This is a genomic window from Staphylococcus sp. mip270_02, from assembly GCF_054031535.1.
This window is the reverse complement of record NZ_CM132934.1, coordinates 2288395-2310268: the sequence shown is the minus strand read 5'-3', so window position 1 is coordinate 2310268 and position 21874 is coordinate 2288395. Positions and strand designations below refer to the sequence as shown.

Below are 21874 nucleotides of genomic sequence, written 5' to 3'. Positions count from 1 at the left end.
GAAAATGTACTATAACTTATAATTTTATTACTATAATTAAAAAATATCAACTATCAATATGCTATTTACAAGTCTGAAATAAAATTTAAAGATATTCGGTATACTAAGTACTTGAACTGTCAAGGTTTAGATATAGATATTACATTTATGTCATTTGATTAAAAATGATTTATTTTAAAACATAGGATATAATATACATTGGAAATATAAACTTGTAGACAATATCAACTCTAACGAATAATTAATAGGTTTTATTTGAATAGCAAAATGTATGGGATGATTTATCGTGAATTAACTTTTAAAATGAAATTAAAATTAAATATATCTTTGTTCTGAAAGATATAAGGAGGATACATCGACGTGAAACAAGCTTGGTTAGAGAAAATTGATGAAAGTTTAGTTAAAGAATTTTATCAATTACAAACAGAAGAAGAAAAAAATGAAGGCTTTGAAACTACTTTATCTTTTGGTACTGCAGGTATAAGAAGTACTTTTGGCTTAGGTCCTGGAAGATTAAATGCCTTTACTGTTCGAAAAGTTGCATTAGGATTAGCACAATATTTAAAAAATAGTGTTAGTAGCGATCCATCAGTGGTTATCCATTTTGATACTAGATTATTATCAAAAGAATTTTCTAAAGAAATAGCAAGTGTTTTAGCTGAAAATGGCGTGAATACGATTGTGTCAGAAAATTATAAATCTACACCAGAGTTATCTTTTGCGGTAAGAGAATTAAATGTAAATGCTGGCGTCATGATAACTGCTAGTCATAATCCTAAAAACTATAACGGTATAAAAATTTATAATAATCATGGTGGTCAATTACTACCAGAAGCATCAGAAGCGTTAAGTTCTTATATAAATTCAATTGAATCGCCATTATTAATTGAAAAAGGCGATTTTGAGACATTATTAAATGAAGAGAAAATTCAATTCATGGCTAATGAAGTGACAGAAAAATACAAAGCTGAAGTTAAATCATTAGTAGGTACGATTGAAGAAAAGGATGCCAAAGTTGTACTAACGAGTTTACATGGTACGAGCTTACCATTAATGTCAGATATATTATCAGAGTTGGATTATCATAATTATGTAATAGAAGAAAATCAATCAAAACCAGATGGTCATTTCCCGACAATTGCAATTGCTAACCCAGAGGACGAAGAGGCATTTTCACTAGGAAAAAAATTGGCAGATGAAACAAATGCACAGTTAATCATTGCTACAGACCCAGATGCAGATAGGTTAGGCTTTATTGAACGTTATGGAGATAACGACTATAGATATTTTAATGGTAATGAGATAGGTTTACTATTTATGAAATTAAGGTTTCAAGATTTAGTAGAATCTAATAAACCACAATATATTGTAAAGTCAATCGTTACGAGTGAGTTAGCAGAGAAGTTAGCTAAATCATTAGACGTTGAAGTGGCGAATGTATTAACTGGTTTCAAATTTATTTCTGACTTAATCGAACAAAATCACAATACGAGTAATAAGCAATTGCTGTTAGCATTTGAAGAAAGTCATGGATACTTAGCCAAACCAATATCCAGAGATAAAGATGCAATTCAAATGGTACCACTATTAATTAAATATAAAAATTTATTAAATAAAAATGGTTTAACATTTAAAGATACAATTCACGATATATATCAAAATATTGGTGAATTTAAAGATAGAACAATCGCACCGAGCTTTGAAGGCTCAAAAGGTAATGAAAAAATTTCTAAAATAATGAGTCAGTTTAGAAATAAAGATATTTTTTCAATTTGTGGTATGGATATCAAACAAATTGAAGATTATCAAATTGGTGAAATTAGGAATTTGAAAAAAGGGGTAACTGAACCATTATCATTACCTAATACAAACTTAATTAGATTCATATTTGATTATGGCTTTATTGCTCTGAGACCGTCGGGAACAGAACCAAAAATCAAACTTTATTTCTCGCTTAATGTAGATAATATTGATGCGATAACAGATCAATTTGAACAAGACTATATTAATCATATACATTGAGTAAAATAGAGGCAAAAAGATGACTACGAAAAAACTAAAACGATTAACGTTTATTTTAACTATACTTCTTGTAGCAATAACATTTTTGATTATATATAAACATTATCAACGTTATAACGAAGAATTTAACGCTACTAAAACTTATGAAGAGGCATCAAAAGGTCATAAAAAAACAGGTAAATTAAATACCGTTGTTGATGAAAATAACCCTGATATAGTAGAAGTTAATAGGTACTTAGAGCAAATCAAATTTAATGGTACAGCTGCTGTATTTGAAAATGGTCAATTGAAACTAAATAAAGGCTATGGCATGAAAAATTTTAAAGAAGATAAAAAGAATAGGGCGGATACATTATATTTAATTGGTTCTTCTCAAAAATTCACCACCGGATTAATGTTAAAGCAACTGGTAAATGAAAAGAAAATAAATATGAATGAGCCAGTCACAAAATACTTACCTTGGTTTAAAACAACTCAAACTATCACATTAAATCAATTGATGCAGCATAAAAGCGGTTTATATAAATATAAAGCTTCCCCTCAATATAAAAATTTAGATGAAGCTGTACATGCTATACAGGAAAAAGGAATAGAATCTAAATATTATAATAAAAATAGATATAATGATGCGAATTACTTAGTATTATCACGTGTGATTGAAGAGGTAACTAGTAAATCCTATGTAAAGAACTTTGAAGATAGACTTGCAAATCCATATAATTTGAATTTTACAGCATTCTTCGATGATATAGATTATCAAAAGAATATGGCAATTGGTTATAAAAAAGATAAAACATCTAGTAATCCAGTGAAACAAACACCAAATATATTAGATCAGTATTATGGTGCGGGTAATCTCTATATGGCGCCATACGATATGGGGCAATTAATTTTAAGCTTACAAAATAACGAAATTTTTGATGGTAAAATAACTCAACCACTTTTACATGAGAGTTTAACCACGCAGTATCCTGAACCTTATAGATATGGTTTTTATTCGCTTCCAGATAAAAATAGAATTAATGGTGGTTTTTTTGGCCAAGTATTTACAGCTTATTTTAACAACAAATATATAGTAGTATTAGGTACTAATTATGAAAATAGTAAGACTAATAACGAAAAGAAAATCAAACATATTTATTATGATATCTTAAAACAAGGCGGTCCATATAATATTGTCGGTCAAAAATATTAAAGTAAAACGTATATAAAAAAACACTCCTTTACTATTTAATCAAAGTTTAAAACTTATAGATCAAATAGCATAAAAGGAGTGTCTTTTTATGCATTAATAAACTATTAGTTATTTACAATACTTGAGCGCATCTATAAAAATATCTTTAAATACCTTAGGTTCAATAGACATAACTACACTACAATTAGGGAAATTAGATTTAAAATCTGTAACTGTTTCACCTTTTGTCAATGTACCATTAGTCTCAACTTGAACATCTGCTTCTTGTACATCAAACTTTTCAGGATGAAGCAGATAAAGCACAGTATATACATCATAAACATTAATACCTTTTTCAAAATCATCACCTTTATAATGTTTAAAAAGGTGATGTAGCATATCTCCAGTTTGGTTTAATGCCTGAAGTTCGTTTACTGTACGATGACTCAATGTAGAACTTCTTGCAACATCAAGACCAACCATAGTCAGGGGTAAACCTGAATTGAATACGATTTGAGCAGCTTCTGGATCACAATAAATATTAAATTCTGCAGATGGTGTTATGTTACCACGACCAGTGGAACCACCCATGAAGACAATTTCTTTAATATAATCTTTAGCTTCAGGATAAGTAGATATTAATAAAGCAATGTTCGTTAGTGGACCAATGGGAATGAGTGTTACGGGATCTTTATTCGCTTTTAATTCTTTATACATAGATTCTACAGCATGCACTGAAGCTAAATCATTATAGTTAGGTTCAGGAAAATCATATCCGTTCATGCCTGATTCTCCATGGACTGAACTTGCATCTACGATGTTTGAAAGTAAGGGCTGTGAAGCGCCTCTATGTATAGGGACATTACTTTTGAAAAATTGTTTAAGTTTCAATGCGTTTGCCGTTGTTTTTTCAATTCCTACGTTTCCATTGACAGTAGTAATCATTTTTAAATCAAACGCAGGGTGATTTAAAGCAATACTGATTGCCGCAGCATCATCAATACCGGGATCAGTGTCTATAATTATAGGTTGTTTCATTAATTAACCTCCTTTAATAAAATAGGGTATATATTTATTTTACAATTTTTGTAGTTTAAATGCTTAAAAAATGTATTAAACATAGTAGAAATAACAAAAGGGGAGAGCGGGAATGAGATTTTAAAAATAATAAAAAAAGACTCCTCCGAAGAGAAGTCTTTTTTAGGATTATAAGTGGCTTGAGTGTCCACCTTGCATTACCCAATAAGTACCAATAACAGTAATTAAAGTAATGATAATCGCAAATACAACTTTGAATCCTTGTAAATTCCCATCTTTACCTTCAGTTAAGTGCATGAACATTAATAATTGAACTGCAGCTTGTATAAAAGCGAAACCAAAGATGATGGTAATCTTAGCATTAAGTGCCATAGATGTGTATAAGGTTACGAATACTGCTAAGATTGTTAGAACGATTGAGGCAATGAAACCTACAGTATGTTTTACAATTGTATTCATCCGCTAAACACCATCCCTATCATATATACGGCAGTAAAGATGAAAATCCATACAACATCTAAAAAGTGCCAATATAAACTTACTATAAATAATTTAGGAGCATTGTCTTTATTTAATCCTCGCATTGCAACTTGAATTAATAAACAAATAATCCAAACAATACCTAATGATACGTGGGCACCATGTGTTCCTAATAGAATAAAGAAGCTAGACCAGTAAGAACCAATAGTTAGATTAACACCTTCGTGTACGTAATGCGCGAACTCATAAATTTCAAAGCCTACGAATACAGCACCTAGAAGAACTGTGATAATCATCCAGATCATCATTAACTTTTCTTTTTCTTTTCTCATATAGTAAATTGCTATACCACAAGTGTAAGAACTAATTAATAATGCAAATGTCATTATTAATACAAGTGGTAATTCAAATAATTCAGTAGTCATTTTGCCGGCATAATCGCCGCCGTGTTGAAGTGTTAATAATGCCGCAAACAACGTACCGAACAATGAGAATTCTGCTGTAAGGAAAATCCAAAAGCCAAGTCTATTTAAATTACCTTCATGCGAACGTTGATCAATTGTGTTTGCATCATGACTCATGACTTACAGCCTCCCTTTCTTTAATACGTGCATCACGTAAACGTTTTTCAGTTTCTGCTACTTCAGACGCTGGTATATGGTAACCATGGTCTATTTGGAAACTACGATAAATCATAGTACCGAAGATACCTAATAAACAAATTACTGCTGGAATAATTGTTTCGAAGATAAGGAAGAATCCACCAATAGTGAAGAAAATTCCCATCAAGAAACCAACAGGTGTGTTATTTGGCATGTGGATATCAGTATAATTATGGTTATCTAAATAATGACGACCATGTTCTTTCATATCTACAAATGTGTCATAATCATTCCAATCTGGAGTGACAGCAAAGTTGTATTTAGGTGGCATTGCGCTTGCAGTTGCCCATTCTAAAGTACGACCTAAACCATCCCAGTTATCGCCAGTAGCTTCACGTGGTGCTTTGAAGAAGCTGTAAACGATACTTGCAACTAAGAACATAAAGCCTAATGCCATCATTAGGGCACCGACAGTTGAAATTACGTTTAGTAACCACCAACCATCTTCTGGCATATAAGTGTATAAACGACGAGGCATACCATCTAAACCAAGAATGAATTGTGGTATGAAACAAATGTTAAATCCGATTATAAATAACCAGAAACACCATTTGTTTAATGTTTCGTTTAACTTAAATCCAGTCATCTTAGGCCACCAGAAAATCAAAGCACCTAGACAAGCGAATACAACACCAGCCACTAATGTGTAGTGGAAATGCGCTACTAAGAAGTACGTATTATGGTATTGATAATCTGCTGCTGCCATAGAGAGCATTACACCAGTCACACCACCTATTAAGAAGTTAGGTATGAAACCTAATGCGAATAGCATTGGTGATTCAAAGGTGATACGGCCTTGATAAAGTGTAAACAACCAGTTAAAGATTTTAACACCAGTTGGTATACCAATCAGCATGGTTGAAATTGAGAAGAATGAGTTGATTAATGCACCATTACCCATTGTGAAGAAATGGTGAACCCAAACTAAGAAACTTAAGAATGCGATACCTGCAGTTGCCCAGACCATGCTTTGATGACCGAATAGACGTTTACGAGCAAATGTCGGAATAATTTCAGAGTAAATACCAAATGCTGGCAAGATAACGATATACACTTCGGGGTGCCCCCATACCCAGAAGAAGTTAGCCCATAGCATTGGCATACCACCATTTGCGACAGAGAAGAATGCAGTGTCGAATATTCTATCAGTCGTAAATAGTGCTAATGCAACTGTTAAAACAGGGAAAGCCAGGATAACGATTAATGACGTAATGAAAGTAGTAACCGTGAACATTGGCATTTCCATGAATTTCATAGTTGGTGTTTTACATCTAAGTATAGTAACAAAGAAGTTAATACCGGTCATTAATGTACCGATACCGGAAATTTGTATTGCTATTAAGTAATAGTTAACCCCAGGTCCTGGGCTGAATTCTCCTGCGAGCGGTGCATAGTTAGTCCAACCAGCTGCAGGTGAACCTCCGATTATAAATGAAAGGTTGAATAAAATCATACCTGAGAAGAATAACCAGAAACTTACGTTGTTTAATACAGGGAATGCAACATCGCGCGCGCCAATTTGTAATGGTACTACGACATTCCATAAACCAAAGATGAAAGGCATTGCCATAAAGATGATCATTATTACACCGTGCGTACTAAAGACCTCATTGTAATGGTTTCCTTCTAAAAATGTGTTATCTGGAATTGCTAATTGTGTACGCATCATTAACGCATCAATACCGCCACGTACGAACATTAATACCGCACAGATTAGGTACATTGCACCAATTTTTTTATGGTCAATAGATGTGAACCATTCTCTGTATAGATATTTCCATAATTTAAAATAACTAATTACTGCGATCACAGCTATAACTGCAAACGGTGCACCAATTTGTGCCATCGTTATCATCCAGTTACCTTGAACGAGTAATTGATCCCATGGAAAATTCATTAATGTCCACCTCCATTTTCATGGTCTTTTTTCTCTATTTTAGATGCTTTTTCATCTTTAACACCTTCAGAGATTTTTTCCATTTCATCCATATTATGTGATTCTTCATCTTTGAATTCACTATCATATGGTTCATTATTGCCTAGAATCGTCGCTTTCATTCCATGACGTTCATAGTTTGCATTTGTGATTTGTGGTTTACGTGCAGGTTTATCTGGTTTATCTAATACATCTTCTTTTATTTCTTCTGGTGTATTAAAGTTTGGATCTTTCTGCACATAATTGAAACGATCATAAGCATAGAAAATATACTCAGGATCAGCTGCAGGATCAACAAATGCTAAATGCGTACCACTGAAAGTTAAGTTTTTATTTTCAGTAGTTGGTAAAAGTTGCTTATCAAACGTATCTTGATCCAATACTTTTTTGCTTTGCGCATCTTTTACCCAATCCTCAAATTTACTTTGGCTTACAGAGTTAACATCAAATGTTTGACGTTCGAAGCCTTCACCATTGAAGTTTGAGTTACGTCCTCTGAACGTACCTTCCTCACTAGCTGTTAATGTCCAGTCCATTGTCATACCTGTCATCGCATATTTTTGGCCACCTAATTGTGGAATCCAGAAACTTGTCATCATATCCATTGATTGGAGTTTGAAGACAACAGGGCGATCTTTCGGAATAGTTAAATGATTAACTGTTTCGATTTTTTGTTCAGGATAACTGAAGAACCACTTATAACCAGCGCTTGTCGCATAAACAACAAGTGGATCGTCTTCTTTCTGTGGTTTTTCCTCATAATTGTAAAGTGAATTAACCGTTGGGATGGCTAAAGCAATTACAATAATTACAGGAATAATAAACCAAATTGTTTCCATTAAAGAATTGTGGTGCATCTTTCCTGATTCTTTAGTATTTCCTATTCTATATTTATATAGGAAAACCGTGAATAAAATAACAACAGCGGCAATAATAACAAGCATGAAGATGATTGAATACATAATCAAAAACTTCGTATCGCTTGCCATCGGCCCTTTTGGGTTTAAAACTTCTACGTTAGAACAACCACTAAGCAAAATTAGCGAGCCAAAGAGTAGAAGCAAAGACTTAAATTTTGACACTTTTTTGACCTCCTAATACTACAAATGTAGGGCTTACCATCAATTTTAAGATATTACGCAATATTTACAAGTGTTTGTACAAAAAAAAATATTGTAAAATTAAAAGAAACCCAACAAACTCAACGTCTGGTGGGCTTTCAAAGATTTGTTAAAATTATGTGTACATTTTGTGAAAAGTGTCATATTTAAGACAATAAACCAAAATTACTCATAAAATAGTGATAAACATTATCATTTAGGGGTATATGTATTAAATTTATAAATTATTTTACTTCTATATAACGAATAGATTTATTAGTTGCGCCATCTGAATCTTCAACTTTATATTCAATCTTATATTTACCAGTTTTTTCGGTATTAATATTACCGTCAACTGTGATTTTATGTGTAAGATCTCCATCTTCTTTATCGTATGCACGCACGCCGTTTAATATATTGTAGTCGTCGCCTTTATCGATAATTGTATCGTTAATTCCTTTAAGTTCTGGAATTGAGTTGTCAGTAGCTTCTGCGCTTAAATTAGGTGATACAAGCGTAGCAGATACACCTAATGCAGACAAAGATTGTATTAATTTATTCATTACGTAACCTCCGAACGCAAAACATTAATTTTATTAAACCTTACTATACTTTAATTTGCTATATTATACATCATACTATAGTCCTAATATAGCTTATTTCTATAAATTTCATTGTAATTTCCGGTTAAAAGTATGTAAATTGAACTTTTTGTGAATTTTATCACATGAGTCTTTTGTAACATCTAATTTTGTAATAAGATAAAAATGTAAGAAGCAATAAAATAAAATTAGGGGTGAATTAAATGTTGAATGAGAAAGAACGAAATATAATTAAAGAGACTGTTCCTGTATTACAACAAAAGGGAGAAGAAATCACATCATACTTTTATAATAGAATGTTTACGAGACATCCTGAGTTGAAAAATATGTTCAACCAAACCAATCAGAAAAAGGGTTTGCAATCTACAGCGTTAGCGCAAAGTGTATTAGCGGCAGCAATCAATATCGATGATTTAACACGTATCATGCCAGTTGTTAAAGAAATTGCTTATAAGCACTGCGCGTTACAAGTACCAGAAGCCGGATACGATATTGTAGGAGAAAACTTATTGGCAGCTATTCAAAATGTACTAGGGCTCCCAGAAGATGATGCGATTATTGCTACGTGGGCAAAAGCATACGGTGAAATAGCTTCTGTATTTATTAATGTTGAGAAAGATATTTACAATGAGATGACTTGGGATGGTTTTAAACCTTTTGAAATTATCAATATAGAACCAACAACTTCAGATATCAAGGCGTTTACTGTTAAGTCAGATGAATATAACTTAAGTAAATTTGAGGCAGGACAATATATTACAGTGGACGTAGAAAGTGATAAATTGGAATATCGTGCCAAACGCCACTATTCGATTGTTGAAGGCGACGAACATACATTAACTTTTGCAGTGAAAAGAGATGTGACAGATTCACACGAGGGAGAAGTATCAACAATTTTACATGATGAGATGCAAGTAGGTGGAACGATTAATTTATCTGCTCCTGTAGGAAGATTTGGAATAGTAAATGATACAGCGCCTCAGTTGTTTATCGGTTCAGGTATAGGTGTAACTCCTTTAATTCCAATGTTTAATGAAATTACAAAATCAAATGTAAAAGTAGACTTTATTCAAAATGTTGAAAGTGTACAAGAAATACCTTTTAACAATAAAATAGAAGATATTGCAAATAATAATGATAATGCCTCGTATATTATTCACGATAAACAAAAGAATGGATACATTGATGCAACGTATCTAAGTCAATTTATTTCAGCAGACACTGAAATTTATGTTTGTGGAGGAGTTAAATTCCTTCAATCAATTATTACAACATTAAAAGAAATCGGTGTGGAAGAACAACGTATACATTTCGAATCATTTATTCCTAGATTAAGCGTGGGGGTATAACTCTAAACAGGCCCCCTTTACTGATGGAAAATACCTTTATCAGCTTTTAAAAAATACGAGAGCTAATCACATAAGTTAGCTCTAATTTATATTTATAATCTTACTGTTTTAATTGTGTATAGAGTACTAGAGGATTGTGTGATCTGATCCTATAGCTTGCTCATAATTCATTTGCATTCTGGAATTCATAAAAGGTTATAAAGCAAATAAACGTCAATTTCTGTTGAAATAATTTAGAAATTGACGTTTATTTTTAGGTAGAAAACTTTATGTTTTAACCTCTTATTTTTGTATTAGCAATAGTGGAAAGTCAAGGTAAGGCTAGTTTGTGTGTTTATTACAAGTACTTGGCAATTGATTATAACTATTGCAACGAGTTTATTCGTTCATCTTATTTTAATATGAGAATAAATACTGATGCTCTAAACTCATTAAGTATTTAACAGTCGTTATTTATTTGACTATTCAATGCCTCTACGCATTTTTTCGGCGATAAGTGTATTATTTAATACCATAGTAATTGTCATTGGGCCAACGCCACCTGGAACTGGTGTAATTGCTCCTGCTACTTCTTTAACTTCATCATAAGCGATGTCGCCTTTTAATTTGCCATTTTCATCCGGAGTATTACCAACATCTATTACGACAGCACCTTCTTTGACGTCGTCTTTAGTTACTAGGCCTGGACGTCCGACTGCACTCACGATAACATCAGCATTTTTTAAATGGCTATGCATATCTTTTGTTCTAGAATGCAAAATTGTAACAGTTGCGTTTTTTTGAAGTAACAATTTAGAAACAGGTTGACCTACAATATGGCTTCTGCCAATTACAACAGCATCTTTACCTTCTAAATCAATATCAGCATGATTTAGAAGTTCCATGATTCCAAGTGGTGTACATGGCACAAAAGTTTGTTGATCAATATATAACTTACCGATATTTTCTGGATGAAAACCATCCACATCTTTAGCAGGATTTATAGATTCCAATATTTTTTGTTCGCTTACTTGTTCAGGTAATGGAACTTGAACTAATATACCACTAACACTATCATCTTCATTTAAACGTTTAAGCTCTTTCAATACCTCTTCTTCAGAAGTTGACTGATCTAAATGTACAATTTCAGAAATCATACCAATTTTTTCAGCGGCTTTCTTTTTTGAATTGACATAACTTTGGCTAGCACCATCATTACCCACTAAAATCACAGATAATTTAGGTGTATAACCTTTAGATTGTAAAGCTTCAACTTGATCTTTGAGACCTTGTCTGTAATCTTTAGCAATTTGTTTTCCGTCTAAAATCTTTGCGACCATAAAAATCCTCCTTGTATGTATGAACTTTACTTAACATTAACATAAAAACCATAGCAATTAACAACCAAAAGACGTAAATTATTAACTTTTTTGTTGTTAAAGTTCGATTTTTGATTGAAAAAGCATGGTTTAATTGTTATGCTATATCTGTAATATACATCTAATAGTAGTAATATTTCAAATTTCTGAAAGGGTGTTCGTTTTGAAAGTGGTAGTCATAATGGGTAGTTCGTCAGATTGGGAAACGATGAAAGAAAGTTGTTCTATGTTAGACCAATTGGAAATTCCGTATGATAAGAAAGTTGTTTCAGCACATCGTACGCCACAATTAATGGTTGATTTTTCTAAAGAAGCAAGATCGAATGGTTATGATGTCATTATTGCAGGTGCAGGTGGCGCCGCTCATTTACCAGGTATGGTTGCATCGATGACAACATTACCAGTAATTGGTGTACCAATTGAGTCAAAAAGTTTAAAAGGCTTAGATTCGTTATTATCAATTGTCCAAATGCCAGGAGGTATTCCTGTTGCGACTACAGCTATAGGTAAAGCTGGTGCTAAAAATGCGGGTATATTAGCTGCAAGAATACTAAGTGTTGGTAATCATTCAATCCAAAAGAATTTGGAAAATTATGAAAAATCATTGGTTCAGAAAGTGAGTGAAATGCAAGATGAACTTCAATAAATTAAAGTTCGGTTCGACAATCGGCATTATTGGTGGCGGTCAGTTAGGAAAGATGATGGCACAATCAGCTCAAAAGATGGGGTATAAAGTGATTGTGCTCGATCCTGATAAATCATGTCCATGTCAACATGTCGCACATGAATTTATTAACGCTGACTATGATAATCAAGAAGCATTGGAACAACTTGGAGAGTCATCTGATGTCATCACTTATGAATTTGAAAATATATCAGCAAATCAATTAAAGACACTTGTCTCAAAATATAATATTCCTCAAGGATATCAAGCTATAAAATTACTCCAGGATCGATTGACTGAAAAGCAAACATTACAAGAAGCAAATTGCAAAATTGCATCATTTGTACAATTATCTAAGCCGGATGACTTGAATGTTGCAATAGAAACAATCGGTTATCCTTTTATTGTGAAAACAAGATTCGGTGGCTATGATGGTAAAGGTCAAATATTAGTTAATTCAACATCAGACATAGATGAAGCAAAGGCACTTGTAGAAAAACAAGAATGTGTTGCTGAACAATATTTGCAATTAGAGAAAGAAGTATCTCTAACTGTAACCATTGGTACTGATAATCAAATCACGTATTTTCCACTGCAAGAAAATGAACATCAGAATCAAATTCTCTTTAAAACAGTCGTACCTGCACGTACAGAATATGAAAAAGAAGCAGAAGCTCGAAATGAAGTTGATAAAATAATCAAAAAAATACATTTCGTAGGTACTTTTACTGTGGAGTTCTTTATAGATGGTGAAAATCGTTTGTATGTAAACGAAATCGCACCTAGACCACATAATTCTGGTCATTACTCAATAGAAGCCTGTGATTTTTCACAATTTGATACACATATCTTAGCGATTACTGGTCAAAAATTACCAAAACAAATTGAATTGTTAAAACCCGCAATAATGATGAACTTATTGGGGAAAGATTTAGATTTATTAGAGGATCAATTTAGTGAGTATGCTGAATGGCATGTGCATATATATGGTAAAACATCTAGAAAACCAAATAGAAAGATGGGTCATTTAACAGTGTTGACTACTGACATAAATAGATGCGAACAAACGCTACTTGGTAAATTTGAAGGGAGATCTGAATAATGTCTTTATTATATGAAGGTAAAGCAAAAAGAATATTTTCAACTGGTGAAAATGATGTATTACGCGTTGAATACAAAGATGAAGTTACTGCAGGAAATGGTGCTAAAAAAGATTTAATAGAAGGTAAAGGACGTTTAAATAACCAAATCACTTCTCGCATTTTTAATTATTTAAAAGAAAAAGGCGTGAAAAGCCATTTTATCGAGCAGATATCTGAAACTGAACAACTAGTACAATCAGTTGAAATTATACCTTTAGAAGTAGTGGTAAGAAATATTGCTGCAGGATCTATAACTAAAAGACTTGGTTTTGATAAAGGACATGAATTTGACGAACCACTTGTTGAGTTCTTCTATAAAAATGATGATCTAAACGATCCATTAATAACTGAAGATCATATTAAGTTACTACATTTAGCTGAAGAGAAAGAAATTAATATATTAAAAGAAGCGGCAAAGGAAGTAAATGAAGTATTAGTTCAATTGATGAATGAAATGAATTTAAGGTTAGTAGATTTTAAAATAGAGTTTGGCCGTACAAACGATGGACAAATTTTACTAGCTGATGAAATTTCACCTGATACATGCCGAATTTGGGATAAAGATAGCGATACAAATTTTGATAAAGATGTATATAGAGAAGATAGAGGATCAATCATTGAAACATATCAAACTTTTTTAAATAAACTGGAGGCTTTATAAAAATGAAAACAATTGAATTACACATCACATTACAACCACAAGTATTAGATACACAAGGGCAAGCATTAAACCGTGCAGTTCACGATTTAGGCTATAAACAAGTTAACGATATCCGTGTTGGAAAAGTTTTATATATGAAAGTAGATGAAGCTACAGATGCTGAAGTACACAATGTGGTTACGACATTAAGTGAAAAACTATTTGCTAATACTGTAATTGAAGAATATAGCTATAAAGTATTGGAAGAAGGAGAGAAAGCATAATGAAATTTGCAGTGCTAAAATTTCCAGGCTCCAATTGTGATAGAGATATGTATAATGCGGCTATAAAGTCTGGCGTACAAGCAGAATATGTTGATTATCGAAATACTTCTTTAGATGGTTTTGATGGCGTGTTAATTCCAGGAGGTTTTTCATTTGGAGATTATCTACGTTCGGGCGCAATGGCTAGTGTGGCACCGATTACTGAAGAAGTGAAAAGGTTTGCTTCAGAAGGTAAACCAGTATTAGGTGTTTGTAATGGATTTCAGATATTAACAGAAATAGGACTATTACCTGGCGCATTATTACATAATGATTCGCACTTGTTTGTCAGTCGTAATGAGTCTTTAAAAGTTGTTAACAATCAAACAGCATTTACAAATTTATATGATGAAAATGAAGTGGTAGTATACCCAGTTGCACATGGTGAAGGACACTATTACTGCACGCCGGAAACATACGAAGCTTTAGATCAAAACAATCAAATCATTTTAAAATATGTTGATAACCCAAATGGTTCATTTAATGATATTGCCGGTATTGTAAATGAACAGGGAAATGTTTGTGGTATGATGCCACACCCAGAACGCGCAATTGAATCCATTTTAGGTACTGACAGCGGTGTGAAGTTATTTGAAGCGATGGTAAATAGTTGGAGGGAACAAAATGTCTAAGTTTATTGAACCAAGTGCAGAAGAAATCAAATTAGAGCAATTGTATAAAGATATGGGTTTAAGTGAAACAGAATACGAAAAAGTTTGCGAAATTTTAGGTAAAGAACCTAATTTTACAGAAATAGGTATCTTCTCTGTAATGTGGAGCGAGCATTGTTCTTATAAGCACTCTAAGCCATTCTTAACACAATTTCCAACTTCTGGTGAGCATGTATTAATGGGACCGGGTGAAGGTGCCGGTGTTGTGGATATAGGTGATAATCAAGCTGTTGTATTCAAAGTAGAATCCCATAACCATCCATCTGCTGTAGAACCTTATCAAGGTGCGGCAACTGGTGTCGGCGGTATTATTAGAGATATCGTTTCTATTGGCGCAAGACCTATTAATTTATTAAACAGCCTACGCTTCGGTGAACTTACTGAAAAACAAAACCGCCGTTTATTACGTGGTGTGGTTGCTGGTATCGGTGGTTATGGTAACTGTATAGGTATTCCAACTACTGCCGGTGAGATAGAGTTTGATGATAGATACGATGGAAATCCCTTAGTAAATGCTATGTGTGTAGGTATTATCGATCATGATATGGTTCAAAAAGGTACAGCAAAAGGTGTAGGTAATTCAGTAATTTACGTAGGATTAAAAACTGGACGTGATGGTATTCATGGCGCTACATTTGCTTCTGAAGAACTAAGCGAAGATAGTGAAAGTAAACGACCATCAGTACAAATTGGTGACCCATTTGTTGGTAAGAAACTTATGGAGGCAACATTAGAAGCGATTACGTTTGATGAACTAGTAGGTATACAAGATATGGGAGCTGCAGGGTTGACTTCATCTTCTTCAGAGATGGCTGCAAAAGGTGGCAGCGGTTTACATTTACGTTTAGAACAAGTTCCAACTAGAGAAAAAGGTATATCACCATATGAAATGATGTTATCAGAAACACAAGAGCGTATGTTACTTGTTGTTGAAAAAGGTACAGAACAAAAATTCTTAGACTTATTTGATAAACATGAATTAGATAGTGCTGTGATTGGTGAAGTAACGGATACAGATCGCTTTGTATTAACGTATGAAGATGAAGTGTTTGCGGACATTCCCGTGCAACCTTTATCTGATGAAGCGCCTGTTTATGTATTAGAAGGTGAAGCACCGAACTATAATGAGAGTAAAAACGATTATAGCAAAGTTGATGTAGAGTTTGTGTTTGATGAACTATTACAACATCCAACTATTGCATCTAAACGTTATTTATATGAACAATATGATCAACAAGTTGGCGCTAATACAATTGTGAAACCAGGATTACAATCATCTGTAGTTCGAGTAGAAGGTACGAATAAAGCAATCGCATCTACGATCGACGGTGAAGCACGTTATGTATTTAACAACCCTTATGAAGGTGGGAAAATGGTTGTAGCAGAAGCGTACCGTAATTTGATTTCCGTAGGTGCTACGCCTTTAGCAATGACTGACTGTCTAAACTATGGATCACCAGAAAAGAAAGAAATTTATCAACAGTTAGCGGATTCAACGAAAGGTATGTCAGAAGCGTGTGAAGTATTAAATACACCAGTCGTATCAGGTAATGTATCACTTTATAATGAAACCAGAGAAACATCTATCTTCCCTACACCAGTTGTAGGCATGGTTGGGTTAATCGAAGATATCGATTACTTAAATGATTTCCAACCAAGCGTTGGCGACACTTTATATGTAGTGGGTGACACAAAAGATGACTTTGGTGGTAGCCAAGTTGAGAAGTTACTATATAAGAAAGTAAATCATGAATTTGAAGCAATTGATTTATCTAATGAAGTACAAAAAGGTGAATCTATTAAACAAGTGATTCGTAATGGTGTTGCATCACATGTTCAAACCGTTGGAAAAGGTGGCTTATTGTTGACGTTAGCACGTATGAGCGCACACTACCAACTTGGATTAAATGTACAATTAAATGTAACGAACGCGCAATTGTTTAGTGAAACACAAGGGCGCTATATTGTTGCAGTAAAAGAAGGACAAACGTTAGAAATTGAAAATGCTGTGGAAATTGGTCAATTAACATATGACGGTCAATTTAAAGTAGCTAATAATGAGGTTCAAGTAACACGTAATGTTCAAAACCTTACTGATATATGGGAAGGAGCAATACCTAAATGTATGACAGCAACGGACTAAATGAAGAATGTGGTGTATTTGGTATTTGGGATCATCCCGAATCTGCACAATTAACTTACATGGGGTTACACAGTTTACAACATCGTGGACAAGAAGGTGCTGGTATAGTGTGCTCTAATGGTGAAAAGTTAATTGGTGAACGTGGTTTGGGTTTGTTAACAGAAGCAATATCGGATATTCAACTTGAAACTTTCAAATCATACCAACACGCTATTGGTCATGTGAGATATGCAACATCCGGTAATAAAGGTATTGAAAATATCCAACCATTTTTATATCACTTTTACGATATGAGTGTTGCAGTTTGTCATAATGGAAATCTTATAAATGCACAAAGTTTAAAGCGTTCATTAGAACATCAAGGGTCTATTTTTCATTCATCATCGGACACAGAAGTCATCATGCATTTAATTAGAAGAAGTAAAGCACCAACCTTTGAAGATGCATTCCAAGAAAGTTTGAGAAAGATAAAGGGTGGATTTACTTTTGCTATTTTAACTAAAGATGCATTATACGGCGCAGTTGATCCTAATGCAATTAGACCATTAGCTGTAGGTAAAATGAAAAATGGCTCTTACATGATTGCGAGTGAAACATGTGCGATTGATGTCTTAGGTGCTGAATTTGTGCGCGATATTCATGCAGGAGAATATGTTGTGATTAATGATGAAGGTATTAGAGTAGAGTCATATACTAGACACACGACGACAGCTATTTCTGCGATGGAATATATTTACTTTGCTAGACCTGATTCTACAATTGCTGGTAAAAATGTACATGCAGTTAGAAAGCAATCTGGTAAGCAACTAGCTAAAGAAAGCCCAGCTAAAAGCGCAGATATGGTTATCGGAGTGCCGAACTCTTCATTGTCTGCTGCTTCTGGTTACGCAGAAGAAAGCGGATTGCCTTATGAAATGGGCTTAGTTAAAAACCAATACGTTGCACGAACATTTATTCAACCGACCCAAGAACTACGTGAACAAGGTGTACGCGTAAAATTATCAGCGGTTAAGGATATTGTACAAGATAAAAATATCGTACTTGTAGATGATTCAATTGTCCGAGGTACAACTAGTAGACGCATCGTGCAAATGTTGAAAGATGCTGGAGCTAGAGAAGTACATGTACGTATCGCGTCGCCTGAGTTTATGTTCCCAAGCTTTTATGGCATCGACGTTTCGACTACAGCTGAACTTATTTCTGCCAACAAATCGCCAGAAGAAATAAGCGAACATATTGGCGCAGATTCTTTAGCTTATCTATCAGTTGATGGATTGATTGATTCCATTGGACTTGATGTAGATGCACCATACAGTGGATTATGTGTAGAAAGTTTTACTGGTGACTATCCAGCAGGACTTTATGACTATGAAGAAGATTATATAGCACATCTAAGCGACCGCCAAAAAGCATATATTGCAGATCATAAACAATTCTTTGATAGAGAGGGTAATTTAAATGTCTAAAGCATATCAACAAGCCGGTGTAGATATTAATGCAGGTTATGAAGCAGTAAATCGTATGTCTAGTCACGTTAAGAGAACAATGCGTAAAGAAGTACTTGGTGGTTTAGGTGGTTTTGGGGCAACATTTGACCTATCACAATTAAACATGAAAGAGCCATTACTTGTTTCAGGTACAGACGGAGTAGGTACAAAACTGAAATTAGCAATAGATCACGATAAACATGACACAATTGGTATTGATGCCGTTGCTATGTGCGTCAACGATATTTTAACTACAGGTGCAGAACCGCTGTATTTCTTAGATTATATTGCAACACATAAAGTTGTTCCAGAAGTCATCGAACAAATTGTCAAAGGGGTAAGTGACGGTTGTGAAGAAACGCATACTGCTTTAATTGGTGGAGAAACTGCAGAGATGGGTGATATGTATCACGAAGGTGAATATGACTTGGCAGGATTTGCTGTAGGTGCTGTTGAAAAGAGTGAATATATTGATGGTTCTTCAGTAAAGCCAGGTCAAATTATCATAGGACTTGAATCTAGTGGAATTCATTCAAATGGATATAGCTTAGTTAGAAAATTAATCGAAAAATCTAAGATTGATTTACATGCTAACTATAATGATGAACAAACATATTTAGAAGCGTTTTTAGAACCAACAAGATTATATGTTAGTCCAATATTAGCTGTTAAAGAAGCAATTAAGATTCATGCTATGACACACATTACAGGTGGTGGATTTTATGAAAATATCCCTAGAGCATTACCCGATGGTGTCACTGCTAAAATAGATGTAACTAAATTCCCAACATTACCAATTTTTGATTGGTTACAACAACAAGGAGAGATTGAAACCGAAGAAATGTACAACATATTTAATATGGGTATTGGTTATACAATTGTAGTAGATGAGGCTCAAGTACAAACAACTTTAGATATACTAAACAAACAAAATGTAAATGCTTATGCAATTGGAGAAATCGTTGAAGGCGATGAACCAATTCAATTAACGGGGGGTATAAAAGTGACCAAAATAGCTATTTTTGCGTCAGGGTCAGGTAGTAATTTTGAAAGCATAATGACACAAATTGAGCAAGGTAATCTTCCTCATATTGAAGTGACAGCATTGTATACAGATCAAGTTAGTGCATATTGTATTGAACGCGCTAGGAAATACAATCTAGATGTACATATTAATGAATTGAAAAACTTTGATTCTAAAGCAGACTACGAACGAAAAATTATAGAGTGGCTTACTTCAGAAAAAGTTGAATGGATAGTCTTAGCAGGCTATATGAAATTAATTGGCGAAAATATTTTGAGAGCCTATGATAAAAGGATTTTAAATATTCACCCATCCTTATTACCCAAATACAAAGGTAAAGATGCGGTGGGCCAAGCATTAGCAAGTGGTGATGACATAACGGGTACGACGGTACATTATGTCGATAGTGGGATGGATACAGGAGAAATTATCGAACAAAGAACATGTGATATATACCCGGACGACACTAAATCAGACTTAGAAGAGAGAATAAAAGCATTAGAACATGAATTATACCCAGCAGTCATTTCAAAAATCATTCAATAAGAGGTGCAAGTAATAATGAAGAAAGCAATTTTAAGTGTGTCTAATAAAACAGGGATTGTAGCGTTTGCGCAATCACTAATAGAAAACGGTTATGAATTATATTCAACAGGTGGCACGATGCGTGCAATTGCTGAAGCGGGTGTACCTGTAAAATCTATTTCTGACTTAACACAATTTGAAGAAATTATGGACGGCAGAGTTAAGACATTACATCCATCTGTACATGGTGGTATTTTAGCAGATCGTGATAAACCTGAACATTTAGAACAATTAAAAGAACAACATATTGATTTAATAGATATGGTCGTCGTGAATCTTTACCCGTTTAAAGAAACGGTTGCTAACCCAGATGTAACAGAAGGTGACGCAATTGAAAATATTGATATTGGTGGCCCTACAATGTTACGTGCAGCAGCTAAAAACTTTAAACACGTGATAACGGTAGTTCATCCTGCTGATTATAATGAAATCATAAATAGATTAAAAGAAGGGCAATTAGATGAAGCCTATCGTAAATCATTAATGATTAAAGTATTTGAACATACAAATGAATATGATGCTGCGATTGTCGATTATTTCAAAGATAACAAAGAAAGTTTACGCTATGGGGAAAACCCACAGCAGTCTGCATATTTTGTACGTACTTCGGATGCATCACATACACTAGCTGGTGCTAAGCAATTACACGGTAAACAATTAAGTTATAATAACATTAAAGATGCTGATGCTGCCTTGTCACTTGTTAAACAGTTTGAACGACCAGCAGCAGTTGCTGTAAAACATATGAATCCTTGTGGTGTTGGTGTTGCTGATTCAATTGATGAAGCTTATCAGTATGCCTTTGAAGCTGATAGCCAATCTATCTTTGGTGGTATTGTTGCTTTAAATAGAACAGTTGAAAAATCATTAGCTGAAACATTACATGGTATTTTTCTAGAAGTTGTTATTGCACCAAAATTTACACAAGAAGCTTTGGATGTTTTAAGTCAAAAGAAAAATATTAGATTATTAGAAATTGATATGACTATTGATAATAGCGAACAAGAAGTTGTATCAGTTTCCGGCGGTTACTTAGTTCAAGATAAAGACAATGTAGCTTTGAAACGTGAAGAAATGAATGTTGTAACTGACGTTGAACCTACAGAAGCACAATGGGATGCGATGTTACTAGGTTGGAAAGTAGTTGCTTCAGTTAAAAGTAATGCAATAATATTAAGTAATGCCAAACAGACTGTGGGCATTGGCGCAGGTCAAATGAACCGTGTTGGTTCAGCACAAATCGCTATTGATCGTGCAATTGAAATTAATGATGATGTAGTAATGGTTTCCGACGGGTTCTTCCCAATGGATGATACTGTCGAGCTAGCTGCCAAGTCAGGAATTAAAGCGATTATTCAACCAGGTGGATCAATTAAGGATCAAGCATCTATTTATATGGCAAACAAACATGGTATTGCTATGGTAACTACAGGCGTTAGACACTTTAAACATTAATAATGGAGGCCATATATTA

Annotated in this window: 19 protein-coding genes and 1 pseudogene; 13 read left to right on the top strand and 7 right to left on the bottom strand. The window is 33.8% G+C overall.

Going from position 1 to position 21874, the window contains the following annotated elements:
* The first annotated feature begins 360 nt into the window (after positions 1–360).
* Positions 361–2022, top strand: a complete 1662-nt coding sequence (locus ACW5YJ_RS10925) for a phospho-sugar mutase (RefSeq protein WP_017724106.1) — start codon at positions 361–363, stop codon at positions 2020–2022.
* Positions 2023–2041: 19 nt separating this feature from the next.
* The gene (locus ACW5YJ_RS10920) at positions 2042–3217 is read left to right on the top strand and encodes a serine hydrolase domain-containing protein (RefSeq protein ID WP_457338168.1); all 1176 of its coding nucleotides are present in this window, start codon (positions 2042–2044) and stop codon (positions 3215–3217) included.
* Between the two features lie 108 nt (positions 3218–3325).
* On the opposite strand, the gene rihC is transcribed toward ACW5YJ_RS10920, so the two are convergent.
* The 6 genes from rihC to ACW5YJ_RS10890 all read right to left on the bottom strand — a co-directional run bounded on the left by rihC (position 3326) and on the right by ACW5YJ_RS10890 (position 8975).
* Entirely contained in the window at positions 3326–4234 is a 909-nt protein-coding gene (gene rihC / locus ACW5YJ_RS10915; protein WP_107551749.1) for a ribonucleoside hydrolase RihC, read from the bottom strand.
* A gap of 168 nt (positions 4235–4402) precedes the next feature.
* Positions 4403–4693, bottom strand: coding sequence for a cytochrome aa3 quinol oxidase subunit IV (qoxD, locus tag ACW5YJ_RS10910; protein ID WP_017724109.1), 291 nt, complete (start codon positions 4691–4693; stop codon positions 4403–4405).
* Positions 4690–5295 carry a cytochrome aa3 quinol oxidase subunit III gene (gene qoxC, locus ACW5YJ_RS10905; protein WP_017724110.1) on the bottom strand — a complete coding sequence of 202 codons (606 nt, stop codon included), beginning with the start codon at positions 5293–5295 and terminating at the stop codon, positions 4690–4692. Before qoxC ends, qoxD begins: the two co-directional genes overlap by 4 nt.
* Complete coding sequence (qoxB, locus tag ACW5YJ_RS10900) at positions 5285–7273, bottom strand: cytochrome aa3 quinol oxidase subunit I (protein WP_119603740.1); 1989 nt, start codon at positions 7271–7273, stop codon at positions 5285–5287. Before qoxB ends, qoxC begins: the two co-directional genes overlap by 11 nt.
* Complete coding sequence (gene qoxA / locus ACW5YJ_RS10895; protein ID WP_017724112.1) at positions 7273–8394, bottom strand: cytochrome aa3 quinol oxidase subunit II; 1122 nt, start codon at positions 8392–8394, stop codon at positions 7273–7275. Before qoxA ends, qoxB begins: the two co-directional genes overlap by 1 nt.
* A 263-nt stretch (positions 8395–8657) precedes the next feature.
* Positions 8658–8975: an immunoglobulin-like domain-containing protein gene (locus ACW5YJ_RS10890; RefSeq protein WP_017724113.1), complete on the bottom strand. Its 318-nt coding sequence runs from the start codon at positions 8973–8975 to the stop codon at positions 8658–8660.
* A 242-nt stretch (positions 8976–9217) separates the two neighbouring features.
* Between ACW5YJ_RS10890 and ACW5YJ_RS10885 the strand changes: the two genes are divergently transcribed.
* Entirely contained in the window at positions 9218–10363 is a 1146-nt protein-coding gene (locus tag ACW5YJ_RS10885) for a globin domain-containing protein (protein ID WP_457338167.1), read from the top strand.
* 461 nt (positions 10364–10824) lie between these two features.
* Here the strand turns inward: ACW5YJ_RS10885 and folD are convergent, their stop codons facing one another.
* Entirely contained in the window at positions 10825–11682 is an 858-nt protein-coding gene (gene folD / locus ACW5YJ_RS10880; RefSeq protein ID WP_457338166.1) for a bifunctional methylenetetrahydrofolate dehydrogenase/methenyltetrahydrofolate cyclohydrolase FolD, read from the bottom strand.
* A 202-nt stretch (positions 11683–11884) separates the two neighbouring features.
* On the opposite strand from folD, the gene purE reads away from it, so the two are divergent.
* The 10 genes and pseudogenes from purE to purH all read left to right on the top strand — a co-directional run bounded on the left by purE (position 11885) and on the right by purH (position 21855).
* Complete coding sequence (purE, locus tag ACW5YJ_RS10875) at positions 11885–12367, top strand: 5-(carboxyamino)imidazole ribonucleotide mutase (RefSeq protein WP_107551747.1); 483 nt, start codon at positions 11885–11887, stop codon at positions 12365–12367.
* Positions 12354–13487 carry a 5-(carboxyamino)imidazole ribonucleotide synthase gene (gene purK, locus ACW5YJ_RS10870; protein WP_457338165.1) on the top strand — a complete coding sequence of 378 codons (1134 nt, stop codon included), beginning with the start codon at positions 12354–12356 and terminating at the stop codon, positions 13485–13487. The genes purE and purK overlap by 14 nt, the downstream gene beginning before the upstream one ends.
* Entirely contained in the window at positions 13487–14188 is a 702-nt protein-coding gene (gene purC, locus ACW5YJ_RS10865; protein WP_017724118.1) for a phosphoribosylaminoimidazolesuccinocarboxamide synthase, read from the top strand. Before purK ends, purC begins: the two co-directional genes overlap by 1 nt.
* Before the next feature lie 2 nt (positions 14189–14190).
* On the top strand, positions 14191–14451 hold the full coding sequence (gene purS, locus ACW5YJ_RS10860) for a phosphoribosylformylglycinamidine synthase subunit PurS (protein ID WP_171916775.1): 261 nt from the start codon (positions 14191–14193) through the stop codon (positions 14449–14451).
* Entirely contained in the window at positions 14451–15122 is a 672-nt protein-coding gene (gene purQ / locus ACW5YJ_RS10855; RefSeq protein ID WP_017724120.1) for a phosphoribosylformylglycinamidine synthase I, read from the top strand. The genes purS and purQ overlap by 1 nt, the downstream gene beginning before the upstream one ends.
* On the top strand, positions 15115–17304 hold the full coding sequence (gene purL / locus ACW5YJ_RS10850; protein WP_457338164.1) for a phosphoribosylformylglycinamidine synthase subunit PurL: 2190 nt from the start codon (positions 15115–15117) through the stop codon (positions 17302–17304). The genes purQ and purL overlap by 8 nt, the downstream gene beginning before the upstream one ends.
* Positions 17283–18770: an amidophosphoribosyltransferase gene (gene purF, locus ACW5YJ_RS10845; RefSeq protein ID WP_017724122.1), complete on the top strand. Its 1488-nt coding sequence runs from the start codon at positions 17283–17285 to the stop codon at positions 18768–18770. The genes purL and purF overlap by 22 nt, the downstream gene beginning before the upstream one ends.
* Positions 18763–19785: pseudogene (gene purM / locus ACW5YJ_RS10840) on the top strand (phosphoribosylformylglycinamidine cyclo-ligase); the annotation flags it as partial. The gene purF and the pseudogene purM, both read left to right, overlap by 8 nt.
* A gap of 9 nt (positions 19786–19794) precedes the next feature.
* Positions 19795–20361: a phosphoribosylglycinamide formyltransferase gene (gene purN / locus ACW5YJ_RS10835; RefSeq protein ID WP_107551743.1), complete on the top strand. Its 567-nt coding sequence runs from the start codon at positions 19795–19797 to the stop codon at positions 20359–20361.
* 15 nt (positions 20362–20376) lie between these two features.
* A complete protein-coding gene (gene purH / locus ACW5YJ_RS10830) occupies positions 20377–21855 on the top strand; it encodes a bifunctional phosphoribosylaminoimidazolecarboxamide formyltransferase/IMP cyclohydrolase (protein WP_457338163.1) in 1479 nt (492 codons plus the stop codon).
* Positions 21856–21874: the final 19 nt, after the last annotated feature.

Excerpts from the sequence above, each read along its gene's own strand:
- ACW5YJ_RS10920 (WP_457338168.1), top strand. The coding sequence starts at position 2,042 with ATGACTACGAAAAAACTAAAACGATTAACGTTTATTTTAACTATACTT.
- rihC (WP_107551749.1), bottom strand. The coding sequence starts at position 4,234 with ATGAAACAACCTATAATTATAGACACTGATCCCGGTATTGATGATGCT.
- qoxD (WP_017724109.1), bottom strand. The coding sequence starts at position 4,693 with ATGAATACAATTGTAAAACATACTGTAGGTTTCATTGCCTCAATCGTT.
- qoxC (WP_017724110.1), bottom strand. The coding sequence starts at position 5,295 with ATGAGTCATGATGCAAACACAATTGATCAACGTTCGCATGAAGGTAAT.
- qoxB (WP_119603740.1), bottom strand. The coding sequence starts at position 7,273 with ATGAATTTTCCATGGGATCAATTACTCGTTCAAGGTAACTGGATGATA.
- ACW5YJ_RS10890 (WP_017724113.1), bottom strand. The coding sequence starts at position 8,975 with ATGAATAAATTAATACAATCTTTGTCTGCATTAGGTGTATCTGCTACG.
- ACW5YJ_RS10885 (WP_457338167.1), top strand. The coding sequence starts at position 9,218 with ATGTTGAATGAGAAAGAACGAAATATAATTAAAGAGACTGTTCCTGTA.
- folD (WP_457338166.1), bottom strand. The coding sequence starts at position 11,682 with ATGGTCGCAAAGATTTTAGACGGAAAACAAATTGCTAAAGATTACAGA.
- purK (WP_457338165.1), top strand. The coding sequence starts at position 12,354 with ATGAACTTCAATAAATTAAAGTTCGGTTCGACAATCGGCATTATTGGT.
- purC (WP_017724118.1), top strand. The coding sequence starts at position 13,487 with ATGTCTTTATTATATGAAGGTAAAGCAAAAAGAATATTTTCAACTGGT.
- purS (WP_171916775.1), top strand. The coding sequence starts at position 14,191 with ATGAAAACAATTGAATTACACATCACATTACAACCACAAGTATTAGAT.
- purQ (WP_017724120.1), top strand. The coding sequence starts at position 14,451 with ATGAAATTTGCAGTGCTAAAATTTCCAGGCTCCAATTGTGATAGAGAT.
- purL (WP_457338164.1), top strand. The coding sequence starts at position 15,115 with ATGTCTAAGTTTATTGAACCAAGTGCAGAAGAAATCAAATTAGAGCAA.
- purF (WP_017724122.1), top strand. The coding sequence starts at position 17,283 with ATGTATGACAGCAACGGACTAAATGAAGAATGTGGTGTATTTGGTATT.
- purH (WP_457338163.1), top strand. The coding sequence starts at position 20,377 with ATGAAGAAAGCAATTTTAAGTGTGTCTAATAAAACAGGGATTGTAGCG.